Raw genomic sequence first — 12,868 nt, 5'->3', positions numbered from 1 at the left:
GCTCATCGCAGGCGGTCTCATCGCGAGTCGGCTGCCGCCAGCAGGGCTGCGACCGTCCGGCGGTCGGCCAGCTCCGCCGAGCCCAGCAGCTCCTGCAGCCGCTCGCTGAGCGGCGCCGGCACCCCGGCCCGCCGCGCCAACAGCACCACCTCGCCGTTGAGGTAGTCGATCTCGCTGGAGGTCCCGCGGGCGAAGCTCTGCCAGGTGGAGCCGAGCGAGCGGTAGCCGGGCACGTCGCCGACCTGCAGCGTGACGCCGTGCCGGTCGAGCGCTCCGCCCGGCGGCAGCGCGACGCCGGCAGCGGCGAACACCGCGACCGCCTCCTCGCGCAGCGCCTGCTCGGCCCGTCCGCGCTCCTCGGCACTGCCCTCGAGCAGGGCCAGCCCGTTCTGCGAGAGGTTGCCGAGCAGCTTGGCGGCCTTCTGGGCGCCGATGTCGGTGACCGAGAAGGCGGCGAAGCCGGCACCGCGGAGGTCGGCGACGATGCTCTCCTGGAGCTCGTCCGAGCCGCCCGGGTGCCGCCCGATCCAGAACAGGCCGGCGGGGTCGACCGACGGCGAGACGATCTCGCCGGGCGTCACGTAGCCCGCCGCGATCGCCGCGACCGCGCCGTAGACGCGGCGGAACCGGCGCAGCGCGAGGTCCTCGGTGGCCAGGCCGTTCTGGAAGGTGAGGATCGGCAGTGCCGTCGCGGCCGTCGCGGCCGTCGAACCGTCCTCGCCACCGGTCGCGCCCGTCACCGGCTGCCACGCCCACTGCGCCAACGCCGTCTCGGCGTCCTGGGTCTTGACGGTCAGCAGCAGGACGTCACCGGCGCGCAGCTCGAGGTCGTCGGGGCCGGCAGCCACCGGTACGTCGACGGTCTCGGTGCCGGCCGGCCGCCTGACACGCAACCCGTCGGCGGCGATCCGCTTGCCGTGCTCGCCGCGGGCGACCAGCACCACCTCGTGACCCGCCGGGACCAGGTGGGCGGCGAGCGCCCCACCGACGGCACCGCCCCCGATGACGACGTAGCGTCGCTCAACCATGGCTGACCTCCGCGCCCGAGGGGATCGACTGCAGCAGCGTCCGGGTGTAGTCGGTCGCCGGTCGCTCGAAGATCCGGCTCACCGTCCCGTGGTCGACGATCCGGCCGCGATGCATGACCGAGACGGTGTGCGCGAACTGACGCACCAGCGCCAGGTCGTGGGAGACGAAGACGTAGGTCAGGCCCAGCTCGGCCTGGAGCTGGAGCAGCACGCCGACGATGTCGGCCTGGACGCTGACGTCGAGCGCCGAGGTCGGCTCGTCGAGCACGATCACGTCGGGCCGCAGCACCAGGGAGCGGGCGATCGCCACCCGCTGGCGCTGGCCGCCGGAGAGCGCGGAGGGCCGGCGGCCGAGCACGCGCTCGTCCAGACCGACGTACGCGAGCGCCTCGCGGACCCGTTCGCTGCGCTCGGCACGCTCGCCCACTCCGTAGCGGTCCAGCGGCTCGCGCACGATCCGCTCGATCCTCCAGGTGGGATCCAGCGAGGTGAACGGGTTCTGGTAGACCAGCTGCAGGTGCCGTCGTACGTCGCGCAGGTCCGCGTGCGACTGCCCGCTCACGGGCGCACCGTCGACGGTGATCCGACCGCCGTCGGGCTGGTCGAGCCCGAGCAGCAGGCGAACAGTGGTGGTCTTGCCGGAGCCGGACTCGCCGACCAGCGCGTGCGTCGTACCGGCGGCGACGGTGAAGGAGACGTCGTCGACGGCGACGAGGCGCTGTCCCTCGACGTCGAAGCCCTTCGTCACGCCCTCGAACCGGATCCGCGGAGGAACCTCGTCGGCCAGCGGCCGCGGGGCATCGCGCAGGGCGCTGTAGCGGTGCGGGTTGAGCGCCGGGACGTCGCCGTGCAGCCGGCGCGCGTACTCCGAGGCCGGCGAGGAGAAGACCTGCCGGGTGCGGCCGGCCTCCTGCACGGTGCCGTCCTTGAGCACGACCAGCGACTCGGCGCGCTCCGCGGCCACCGCCAGATCGTGGGTGATCAGCAGCAGGCTGATGCCCCGCTCCTCCTGCAGCCTGCTGAGCAGGTCGAGGATCCGCTTCTGGATGGTGACGTCGAGCGCCGAGGTCGGCTCGTCGGCCACGATCAGCGCCGGCTCGGGCAGCACCGTCAGGCCGATCAGGACGCGCTGGAGCATGCCGCCGGAGAGCTGGTGCGGGTAGGACTCGTAGACCCGGCGCGGGTTGTCCAGCCCCACCTGGGCGAGGGTGTCGAGGATCAGCTCGGTGCGCTCGGCCCGGCTGCGGCGACCCAGCAGGGCGGCCGCCTCGTGCGCCTGGGCGCCGATGGTGCGCACCGGGTTGAGCGAGTTGCCGGGGTCCTGCGGGACGAACCCCAGGCTGCGGCCGCGCAGCCGGCGGAACCGGCGCTCGCTGAGGCCGAGCACCTCCTGGCCGTCGAAGGAGACCTGGCCGCGGGCCCGGCCGAGATCACGCGGCAGCAGCCGCAGGATCGCCCGGGCGATGGTGGACTTGCCCGAGCCGGACTCGCCGATGAGGGCCAGGCTGGAACCGCGGTCGAGCGAGAAGTCGACGTTCGAGACGACCTGGGTGCCGCCGTAGGAGACGTCGAGGCCGCGCACGCTGAGCAGCGGCCCGTCCGCGGGCCGGTCGGGGTGGCCGTCCGGGGCATGCGCCGGGGCCGGGAGGAGATGGGTCATGACAGGTGCTCCTGCTCTCGTCGATCCGGGCTCACGTCGTCTTCCGCAGCCAGCGGCTGATCCGATTGAGCGAGAGCACCGTCGCGACGATCACGGCGGCCGGTGCGTAGATCAGCCAGGGTGCGAACGGGAACTTCTCGCCGTCGGCCACCAGCCGGCCCCAGTCCGAGGCGGGCGGCGGATCGCCGTAGCCGAGGAAGGCGAGTCCCGCGATGACCAGGATCGCCAGCCCGAACTGCAGCACCGCGAGCGGCACGATCGAGCGCGAGGCGTTCGGCAGGATGTGGGTGAGCAGGATCTGCCAGCGCGACCCGCCCTGCAGGTAGGACGCCTCGATGAAGGTGGTGCGGCGCACCTTGATCACCTCCGAGCGCATCACCCGGGCGAAGACGGCGATGGCGGTGACGCCGGTCGCGATGGCCGCGTTGACCGTCTTGAAGCCGAGCGCCTCGACGATGACCACGGCGAACAGGAAGCCCGGGATCGCGAGCAGGACGTCGACCACGCGGCCGAGCACGACGTCGGTCCAGCCCTCGAAGAAGCCGGCGAGCAGCCCGATCAGGCTGCCGACCACCACGCCGATCGCCACGGCGATCAGCGCGCTGGTCACCGACGAGGCGGTGCCGTGCACGACCCGGGAGAACAGGTCGCGGCCGAGGTCGTCCGTCCCGAGCAGGTGGTGGGCGCTGGGGCCCTGGAGCTTCTGCCCGGCCACGCCGTTCGCCGGGTCCTGGTGGGCGAAGAGGCCGGGTGCCAGCGACCAGGCGAGCACCACGGCCAGCACGACGAAGGACAGGGCGACGGTCGGGGGGACGGTGCGCAGCGCCCGTGCGCTACGCCGTACGCCGCCGTTCGGGGCGATCACGGAGACCGTCATGTCAGGCCGCCTCCTCGGAGCCGAGGGCCGAAGGGGTGAACGGACCCGGCGTGCGGCCGGGGGCCGGCAGGCTGGGTCCGGTGCTGGTCCGGGTGCCGCGGACCCGGGGGTCGAGCAGCGGGTAGACCAGGTCGGCGGCCAGGTTGACCACCACGAAGATCGCCGCCGAGAGCGAGACCACCGCCTGCAGCACCGGCGTGTCCTGCGTGGTCACCGACTGCTGGACGAGGCTGCCCAGGCCGTTGCGGCCGAAGATCTGCTCGGTGAGCACCGCGCCACCCAGGAGCTCGCCCACGATGAGGGCGATCACGGTGACCACCGGCAGCGACGACGGCTTGAGCAGGTGCCGGACGAACAGGGAGAGCTGCGTCAGACCCCGCGACCGCGCCACCGAGGCGTACTCCAGGCTCGCCTCGTGGTCGAGGTTCGCGATCACCACCTCGGCGAGCTGCGCCGAGACCGGGATGCCGAGGGTGAGGGCGGCGAAGAAGGTCGCGGTCGGCCCCTCGGCGTCGATCACCGAGAACAGGCCGAGGTGGAAGGAGAAGACCACCAGGAAGATCAGCCCGATCACGTAGTTGGGCACGGAGAGGAACAGCGAGGGGAAGGCCCGCAGCACATCGCGGCCCGCCCAGCGCGGCAGCGCGTAGGTGCCGTAGCCGATCGCGAACGCCAGCACGATCGCCACCCCCAGCGCCTCGCCCGCCAGCGCGAACGTCGATCCGGCGACCCCGGTGATCATGTGGGACACCGGCAGGTTGGTGCGCAGGGAGAGCCCGAGGTCACCGGTGACGAAGCGGCTGAGCGCGTGCCACAGCTGCACTGGGATCGGCTGGTCGAGCCGGTAGTAGGCGACGATCTGGTGGACCTGGTCGGGCGAGAAGCCGTTCTCCGGGTTGTTCAGCATGGAGGTGACCGGGTCGCCGGGCAGGACGCTGATCACCAGGAACGTGGCGACGTACGCCAGCAGGATCACCAGGATCGCCTGCGCGATGCGCCGCAGCGCGAACGTGAGGTAGGAGCTCTTCATGGGTTCGCCTTCACGGGTTCGTCCTCTCCGGCGCCGGGTCAGCCGATGGTGGCGGCCGCGAACTTCGGGAAGGCCGTGCTGTCCTCCACGACGTCCTTGAGCTTCGGCGAGGTGAGCAGCGGGCGCTGCACGATCTGGGTGATCGGGATGTAGTAGGCCTGCTGCAGCACGTGCTGCTGCAGCGCCGCGAGGTCCTTGTCGCGCTGGGCCGGGTCCGTCGCGCTGGCGATGCTGTCGCGCAGCCGGTCGATGGTCTTGTCGCTCTCGCCGAGGTTGAACCAGTTCTCGCCCTGGTTGGCGTCGGTGAAGACGTTCGCGGCGGTCGAGGCGTCACCGATGGAGCGGGTCGTCTCGTACGCCGCGACGTTGGCGGCGTTCTGCTTGACCTTGTCGCCGTAGGTGATCACGTCGTACGCCTGCACGTTCACCTTGAAGCCGAGCTTGCCGAGCTGGGTGGCGATCAGCTGGTCGACCTGCTTCGAGGTCGGCAGGTAGGGGTTGGCGTAGAGGGTGAGCTCGAGCTTCTGGCCGCCCTTCGTCAGCACGCCGTCCGAGCCCTTGGTCCAGCCGTCCTGCTGGAGGAGCTGTCCGGCCTGGGTCGGGTCGTAGGCGAACTCGGCACTCTCGTCGGCCACGCCGGGCACGGTGTCGTTGAAGAACGACCGCGCCGCCTTCCAGTCCGGCGTGTAGACGGTCTTGATGATCTCCTCGCGGTCGATGCCGTGCTGCACGGCCTGGCGCACCTTCTCGTCGCTGAACAGCGGCGTCTTGGTGTTGAGTGCCCAGCCGTAGGAGAAGCCGAGGTAGACAGGGGTGTAGACGGTGAAGCCCTGTGCCTTCAGGTCGCTGATCTGCTGCGGCGTCGGGTTGTAGGCGACCTGCGCCTGGCCCGACTGGACGGCAGCGGTGCGCACCGCCGGGTCGGCGTTGACCTTGTAGGTGATCTGGGCGATGTGGGCGGCGCCGGTGTTGCCGATCGCCGCCGGACCCCAGCTGTAGTCCTTGCGCTTCTCCAGCACCACGTCGTCGTCGGCCTTCCACGACTTCACCGTGTAGGGCCCCGAGCCGATGTCCTTGGCCAGGTCGGCCTGGTCCTGGGCGCTGCCCTGGATCGCCTTCGGAGCGTAGAGCGCGCTGCCGGCGTACCCGAGCACGGGGATGAACCCGAGTGTCGGGGTCTTGAAGGTGACCTTGACGGTGCTGTCGTCGACGGCGGTGGCACCGCTGTAGCTCTTCGGGAACAGGCCGATCGGAGCGATGCCCTTGTCGGGCTGGCCCTTGGCCCAGTAGTCGAGGTTGGCCACCACCGCCGCGGCGTCGAGCTTCTCGCCGTCGGAGAAGGTGACGCCCGGCTTCAGGTGGAGGGTGAACTCGGTGTAGTCCTTGTTGTTCTCCCAGCTCTGCGCGATCCAGGGGGAGACCTTGCCGGTGTCGTCGACGTAGACCAGCTTGTCGTAGATCTGGCTGAAGACGTTGCCCTGGAAGCTGGAGAACGAGGCGCTGTTCGGCACCCAGGTGCTGCCCAGCGAGTCGAGCAGGAACGTCACGCTGCCGCCCGACCCACCCGAGGCGCCGGCGGCCGAGGAGCCGGAGCCGCAGCCGGCGAGAGCGGCGGCCGTGATGAGCCCGACGGCGGCCACCAGGGTGCCTCGGAACGGTCGGACGCGGCGCGCCGCGCGGATGATGGTCATGGGGGTGTCTCCTCGTGACGAGCTCTTCATGCTCAAGTGCTGTTTATCAACCTATTTACTGCTATTTCCAGCGATGACGGCACCCGGAGCGCGTCATGGATCGGCCACGACGATAGGTGCGGGCCGGCGCCCCGGTCCAAGACAGGACGAGGATGGGATCCCATTCGAGACTCTGATCGACCGGCCACCCGCGCCGGGCCCGTCCCGCGCCTAGCATCGGCGGCCATGGGACACCTCAGCGAGACCAGCGCGCACTGGGGGAGCTACCTGGTCGAGGTCTCGGAGGACGGGAGCGAGGTGCTGGGGGCGCGGCCGCACGCGGACGACCCGGACGCCGCGCCGGCGATCGCGAACGTCGACGGGCAGCGCTCCTCGGCCCGGGTGCTGCGCCCCAGCCTCCGGCGCGGGTGGCTCGAGCGCGGCCCCGGCCCGGACGACCGGCGAGGAGCACCGGACGAGGAGTACGTCGAGGTCGACTGGGAGGTGGCGCTCGACCTGCTCGCCGCCGAGCTGGGCCGGGTGCGCGGCGAGCACGGCAACCACGCGATCTTCGGGGGCTCCTACGGCTGGGCCAGCGCCGGCCGGCTGCACCACGCCCAGAGCCAGCTGCACCGGTTCCTGAACCGGATCGGCGGCTACACCCGGTCGGTCAACGACTACAGCCGGGGAGCCAGCATGGTGTTGCTGCCCCACCTGATCGGTGCCGAGGCGACGATGCAGCTGCGGATGCGCCCGGTCTCCTGGCACCACGTCGCCGAGCACACCGACCTGCTCGTCACCTTCGGCGGCGTACGGCGCTCGAACACCTGGGTCGTGCCTGGCGGGCATGCCCGCCATGTCGGCTCGGGCCTGGCGCGCCGGGCCGGAGCGAGCACCCGGGTGGTGTCGCTCTCGGCGCAGCGTGACGATGCGTTCGACGGCCTGGGCGCCGAGTGGGTGGGCGTCATGCCCGGCACCGACACCGCCGTGATGCTCGCGCTGATCCACGTGCTGGTGGTCGAGGGGCTCGCCGACGACGCGTTCCTCGAGCGCTGCACCGTCGGGGCCGAGGCCGTCCGCCGCTACGTCCTCGGGGAGAGCGACGGGGTGGCCAAGACGCCGGAGTGGGCCGAGTCGCTGTCGCGCACGCCGGCCTCCCGGATCCGCTCGCTGGCCCGGGAGATGGCGGCAGGCCGCACGCTGGTCAACGTCGTCTACTCGCTGCAGCGCGGCGAGCGCGGCGAGCAGGCGGTCTTCGCCGGGCTCACGCTGGCCGCCTTCCTGGGGCAGATCGGGCTTCCCGGCGGTGGCTTCGTGCACGGCTTCGGCTCGATGGGGGACTACGGCGTGGGGGTGGCCGGTGCCCGGCTGCCCACCTTCCCGCAGGGGACGAACCCGGTCGCGGATCACATCCCCTGCGCCCGGATCAGCGACCTGCTGCTGCACCCGGACCGGCCGATCCCGTACGACGGAGGCCTGCTGGAGCTGCCCGAGATCCGGCTCGCCTACTGGGCCGGCGGCAACCCGTTCCACCACCACCAGGACCTGCGTCGGCTCAGCCGTGCCTTCGCCCGGCTCGAGACCCTGGTGGTGCACGAGACGCACTGGACGGCCACCGCCAAGCACGCCGACATCGTGCTGCCGGTGGCGAGCTCGCTCGAGCGCGACGACCTGGCGGCCGGTGCCGGCGACACCCGGCTGCGAGCCTCGCCGCGGGCGGTGCCCCCGCCGGGGGAGGCGCGCGAGGAGCTGTGGATCTACAGCAGGCTGGGTGAGCGGCTGGGGGTCGACGTCGCCGAAGGACTGGACACCCGCGGCTGGTTGGAGCGGATCTACGAGGAGTGGCGCGCGGCTCCGGCATCGCCGCCGGCCCCGCCGTTCGAGGAGTTCTGGCGCGACGGCGGGGTGGCGCTGCCTGCGGCGCCGTACGACGACCCGGTCTTCACCGCCTTCCGCGCCGACCCCGAGGCCCATCCGCTGGCCACGCCGAGCGGCCTGATCGAGCTGTTCTCTGCGACCATCGACGGCTTCGGCCTCGCCGACGTGGCGGGCCATGCCGAGTGGCGGGCGCCGGCGATGTGGTGGGGTGCGGCGGCCGGCGACGAGCTGCACCTGCTGTGCAACCAGCCCTCGCACCGCCTGCACAGCCAGCTCGACATGGGCTCGGCCAGCCGCTCGACCAAGGTGGCCGGTCGCGAGCCGATCCGGCTGCACCCCGACGACGCGCGGTCCCGCGGCCTCGCCGAGGGCGACCTGGCGCTGGTCTGGACCCCGCAGGGGAGTCTGCTGGCCGGCGTCGTCGTCACCGATGCGCTGCTGCCGGGCGTCGCGCAGATGCACACCGGCGCCTGGTACGACCCCTCCGCACCGGAGATCGCCGACTGCGTCAACGGCAACGTCAACGTCCTGACCCGCGATGTCGGCACCACGACCCTCACCCAGGGCTGCAGCGGAGCCCACGTGCTCGTCCGGGTGCGCCGCTACGACGGTCCGGTGCCGGTCGTCCGGGCCTACGATCCGCCGCCGCTCACGCGCCGCGGAGCATCCTGATCTCCCGCAGCCCGTCCTCGACCTTGACGGTCCCGTCGGCCACGAAGCCGTGCTTGCGGTAGAAGGCCTGCCGCACGAGGGTTCGGGTCGGCCACCCACAACGCCGCCGTGTCGTCGGGATCGAGGACGGCCCCCAGGAGGGCGGCGCCGGCGCCCGACCCGTGCTCGGCCGCGCGGAGGTAGAGCACGTACAAATCCCGCGTCCAGGCCGCCTCCGCGTCCAGCGGCGGACCCGACATGGCGATCCCGACGACGCGGCTCTCGCGTTCGGCCACGGCCACCGTGTTGGCGCGGTAGCGCTCGTCGGTGAGTGCGGCCGTCCACAGCCGACGGCGCCGGGCCGGCAGCGCCGGGTCGTCGAGCACGGAGTCGGGGACCAGGCCGCGGTAGGCCTCCTGCCAGCAGCGGACGTGGACCTCGGCCAGTTGGTCGATGTCCTCGATGCGCGCCGGGCGCACGGTGGGTGGAGTGCTCATCCAGGCAGTCTCCGGTGCTCGGGCCTCGGTCCGGGGTGCCGTGCTCGGCGTACCTGACCTTCCTCACGCCGCCACGCCGGTGGCCGGTGACGAAGGTCAGGTACGTCGGTCAGACGCCGAGCACCCGACGCCCGGCGGCCAGCAGGGCGGTGTCCTCCTGCGGCGGGTGCACCCGGATGCACAGCACGTCGCGCAGGTGCCGCTCGAGCGCGTTGTGGCGCGACAGGCCGGGGTTGCCGAGGGCGGCGACGGCGGTCTGCACGGCGCTGATCACCGACCGGGCGATGGCCGACTTGATCAGGGAGAGCTGCGCGCCGATCTCGGCGTCGCCCGCCTCCAGCCGCAGTACGGCGCCGTGCAGCAGCGTCTCGGCCTGGGCGATCTGCAGGTCGATCTCACCGGCGACCGACTGGATCCGCTCGGTCTCGGCGATCGGCCGGCCGAGAGCGGCGGGCACCCGGTTGCGGGCGTAGTCGGCGAACGCGCTCCGCGCCGCCCGGGCGACGCCGATGTAGAACGCGGCGTGGCCGAAGCTGCCCGGCCCGGACGCCATCGCGGCCGGATCGCGGTAGATCCCGTCGGCCCCGCGCGGGATCTCCACGAAGGCATCGGCGGGCAGGGTGACGCCGTCGTAGATGACGTCGTGGGTGTTCGAGGCGCGCAGGCCGAGGTGGTCCCAGGTCTCCACCCAGGTGATGCCGGGCAGGTCCGCGGGGACGATCACGTGACCGATCCGCGGCCGGTCCGGATCACCGCCCGGCTCCACGGCCGTCGCCCAGACGACGTGGTAGGCGAGCGCCGTGCCGCCGGTCGCGTAGGCCTTGTGCCCGGTCAGCGTCCAGCCGTCGGCGGTGCGGGTCAGGGTGGTCTTCGGGATCCCGCCGCGGGCCGGAGCGCCCAACTCGGGCTCGGCCCTGATGGCGTTCACGTTCGCCGGGCCGTCGAGCGAGCGACGCAGCAGGTCGTCGTAGTACGCCACCGGCCAGTGCGGGTGCAACGCCTGGCCGGCGTGCGCCATCAGCGTGTTGGAGGCGATCAGTGCGACCGACGGATCGCCCTCGCCCAACGCGGTCAGGATCCGGGCGACCTCGCGCGGCCCGAGACCGGGGCCGCCGTACTGCTCGGCGACGGTGGCGGTCAGCAGGCCCGCGCGGTGGGCGGCTGCCAGCCCGGCTGTCGGCACGGCGCCGGTGCGGTCGTTCTCGGCCGCGCCCGCGGCGATCTCGGCGGTGACGGCTGCCAGCGCCTCGGTCGACAGGTCCGGCTGCGGCAAGGCGTACGTCGCGACCTCGACGACCTGCGTCATGCCTGACCCGCCGTCGCGAACCCGGCGTACTCCGGTGCGTAGTTGCCGGGGTGCTCGGCCTGCAGAGTGCCGCGCTGGCCGGTGGCCTCCCGGTGGGCCAGCTCCTGGCGGACCAGCGGGAGCACGGTGTTGCCGTAGTCGACAGCGTCGGCGTAGGTGTCGTAGCCACGGATGCTGACCAGGTCGGCGCCGCGGTCGACGTAGTCGAGGATCGCCGCCGCGACCGTCTCCGGGGAGCCGACCAGCGCGGTGGAGGCGCCGCCGGCGTTGGTGGCGGCAGCGGTCTTGGTCCACAGTGCCCGGTCGTAGAGCTCGGACTTCGCGGCGAACGCCAGCGCGCGCTGCGAGCCGACGTTCTGCGGGGAGCCCTGCTGGAAGCGCTGCTTGCCGTAGGCGGCCTTCTCGTAGGTGGCGGCGATCTTGGCGACGTACTCGTGCGCCTTCTGCCAGGCCAGTTCGTCGGTCTTGGCGATGATCGGGCGGAAGGTCACCCAGATCCGCGGCAGCGTCGTGCGGCCGGCGGCACGGGCGATCGCGTGGACCCGGTCGATCTCGCTGCGCAGGTCGTCGAGCGGCTCGCCCCAGAAGCTGAACACGTCGGCCTTCGCCCCGCCGACGGCGAACGCCTCGTCGGACTGGCCGCCGATCGAGATCGGAATGGGGGCGTCGTACGGCGCGAAGCCCGGGCCGAAGTCGTCGAACCGGTAGAACTCGCCCTCGTGGCTGAACGGGGCCGGCTCGGTCCAGGCCCGGCGCAGCAGGTCGATGTACTCCGAGGTGCGCGCGTAGCGGCGATCCTTCGGCAGGTAGTCGCCCTGCCGGGCCTGCTCGGCGTCGCTGCCGCCGGAGATGAGGTGGACGACCGCGCGGCCCTCGGTGAGCTGGTCGAGGGTGGCGAGCTTCTGGGCGGCGACCAGCGGGAAGGTGGTGTTGGGTCGCAGCGCCACGATCGGCTTGATCCGCTCGGTGAGCTGGCCGACGGCGGAGGCGACCACGAAGGAGTCGGCGGTGTTCGCGCCGTAGGGCAGGAGCGTGTAGTCGTAGCCGCCGTCCTCGAGCGCCTTCACGTACTTGCGGAAGTAGGCGAGGTCGATCCCGCGGGTGGGGATCGGCTCGAGCTCGGTGCTCGGGTTGAGGTGCGAGAGGCTGATGAACTCGACCCGCGGCGAGGCGGACTCCGGAATGGTGGCGTCGAAGGTGGGCGCGGCGGTCATAGGGGCTCCTGACGGCGTCGGGCTGTCGGAGCGGAGGCTCTTGCTGCCCGGCACGACTCTTGTTTGAAGACTGACTTACTCATATTCGAGGCAACGGCCGTCCGCCGGGTGCTCGTCGGACGGCCGCGCCTCGCGCCCACGCTAGGCGCGGCCACCGCTCGCGGTCCAAGAGCAAACCGGGAACGGATCCGATAGGCCGGTGTTATGTGTCGGCGTGGCGCTCGGGACCGGTCGCCACGGGCAGGTCGAGGTTGCTCCACTGGGACCACGACCCGGGATAGAGGGTGGCGTCGATGCCGGCCAGGGCCAGGGCGGCGATCTGGTGCGAGGCGGTCACGCCCGATCCGCAGTAGACGGCCACCGGCCGATCTCCGTCGGCGCCGGCCGCGGCGAACCGCTCGCGCAGCTGCGCCGCGGGCAGGAAGCGGCCGTCGGGCGCCAGGTTGCCACCGGTCGGGACGTTGCGCGCGCCCGGGATGTGACCGGCCTTGGGGTCGACCGGCTCGGTCTCGCCGCGGAACCGCTCGGGTGCGCGGGCGTCGAGCAGGACGCCCTCGAACGAATCGACCTCGTCGACGGACAGGGTGGGCAGCGCCCCCGGGTGCAGCTCGATCGAGCCGGGCTCGGGTGCGACGTCGTCGGTGGCCAGCGGCAGCCCGGCCTCGCGCCAGGCGGGGAGGGCTCCGTCGAGGATCCGTACGTCGGGCACGCCGGCCCAGCGCAGCAGCCACCAGGCGCGCGCGGCCGCGAGGTTGCCGTCCCCGTCGTAGACGACCACCGGCGTGCCGTCGTTCAGGCCCCATCGGCGCGCCGACGCCTGGAGTGCTGCGGGATCGGGCAGCGGGTGGCGCCCGTCGGTGGGCTCGCCGTGCGAGGCGAGCTCGTCGTCGAGGTCGACGTACACCGCTCCGGGGACGTGCCCGGTCAGGTACTCGCCGTGTCCGGGCGGGCCGCCGAGCTTCCAGCGCACGTCCAGGACGACGGGCGGGGTGGCCGAGTCGAGCGCCGCGCTCAGCTCGGCGGCGGTGACGAGGACGGTGTCGGTGGTGTCGGGCAC

10 protein-coding genes are annotated in these 12,868 nt (G+C 72.4%); 1 reads left to right on the top strand and 9 read right to left on the bottom strand.

Translation table 11 applies throughout. The features are described from left to right. Positions 1-17: 17 nt before the first annotated feature. From P5P86_RS19030 to P5P86_RS19010, 5 genes are read right to left on the bottom strand one after another with little or no spacing between them, the layout of a single operon-like run. Entirely contained in the window at positions 18-1,028 is a 1,011-nt protein-coding gene (locus tag P5P86_RS19030) for a ketopantoate reductase family protein (RefSeq protein ID WP_280609021.1), read from the bottom strand. Next, complete coding sequence (locus tag P5P86_RS19025; RefSeq protein WP_280609020.1) at positions 1,021-2,688, bottom strand: dipeptide ABC transporter ATP-binding protein; 1,668 nt, start codon at positions 2,686-2,688, stop codon at positions 1,021-1,023. Before P5P86_RS19025 ends, P5P86_RS19030 begins: the two co-directional genes overlap by 8 nt. Before the next feature lie 31 nt (positions 2,689-2,719). Continuing rightward, positions 2,720-3,565: an ABC transporter permease gene (locus P5P86_RS19020; RefSeq protein ID WP_280609019.1), complete on the bottom strand. Its 846-nt coding sequence runs from the start codon at positions 3,563-3,565 to the stop codon at positions 2,720-2,722. A gap of 1 nt (position 3,566) precedes the next feature. Next, positions 3,567-4,595 (bottom strand): ABC transporter permease, encoded by a 1,029-nt coding sequence (locus P5P86_RS19015; RefSeq protein ID WP_280609018.1) that lies wholly within the window; start codon positions 4,593-4,595, stop codon positions 3,567-3,569. 38 nt (positions 4,596-4,633) lie between these two features. Then, positions 4,634-6,286, bottom strand: coding sequence for an ABC transporter substrate-binding protein (locus tag P5P86_RS19010; protein WP_280609017.1), 1,653 nt, complete (start codon positions 6,284-6,286; stop codon positions 4,634-4,636). A 225-nt stretch (positions 6,287-6,511) separates the two neighbouring features. Here P5P86_RS19010 and P5P86_RS19005 point away from each other — a divergent pair, with 225 nt between their 5' ends. After that, complete coding sequence (locus tag P5P86_RS19005) at positions 6,512-8,815, top strand: molybdopterin-dependent oxidoreductase (RefSeq protein ID WP_280609016.1); 2,304 nt, start codon at positions 6,512-6,514, stop codon at positions 8,813-8,815. Here P5P86_RS19005 and P5P86_RS19000 read toward each other — a convergent pair. The 4 genes from P5P86_RS19000 to P5P86_RS18985 form a co-directional block, all read right to left on the bottom strand. Then, the gene (locus P5P86_RS19000) at positions 8,776-9,291 is read right to left on the bottom strand and encodes a GNAT family N-acetyltransferase (protein WP_280609015.1); all 516 of its coding nucleotides are present in this window, start codon (positions 9,289-9,291) and stop codon (positions 8,776-8,778) included. The two genes, P5P86_RS19005 and P5P86_RS19000, sit on opposite strands and share 40 nt — an antisense overlap. A gap of 109 nt (positions 9,292-9,400) precedes the next feature. Beyond that, complete coding sequence (locus tag P5P86_RS18995) at positions 9,401-10,597, bottom strand: acyl-CoA dehydrogenase family protein (RefSeq protein WP_280609014.1); 1,197 nt, start codon at positions 10,595-10,597, stop codon at positions 9,401-9,403. Further along, positions 10,594-11,811, bottom strand: coding sequence for an LLM class flavin-dependent oxidoreductase (locus P5P86_RS18990; protein ID WP_280609013.1), 1,218 nt, complete (start codon positions 11,809-11,811; stop codon positions 10,594-10,596). Before P5P86_RS18990 ends, P5P86_RS18995 begins: the two co-directional genes overlap by 4 nt. A 202-nt stretch (positions 11,812-12,013) precedes the next feature. Further along, positions 12,014-12,868: a sulfurtransferase gene (locus tag P5P86_RS18985; protein ID WP_280609012.1), complete on the bottom strand. Its 855-nt coding sequence runs from the start codon at positions 12,866-12,868 to the stop codon at positions 12,014-12,016.

Origin of the sequence: Nocardioides sp. BP30 (genome assembly GCF_029873215.1) — a bacterium.
Classification (GTDB): Bacteria; Actinomycetota; Actinomycetes; order Propionibacteriales; family Nocardioidaceae; genus Nocardioides.
This window is presented reverse-complemented; position numbering and strand designations above follow the sequence as displayed.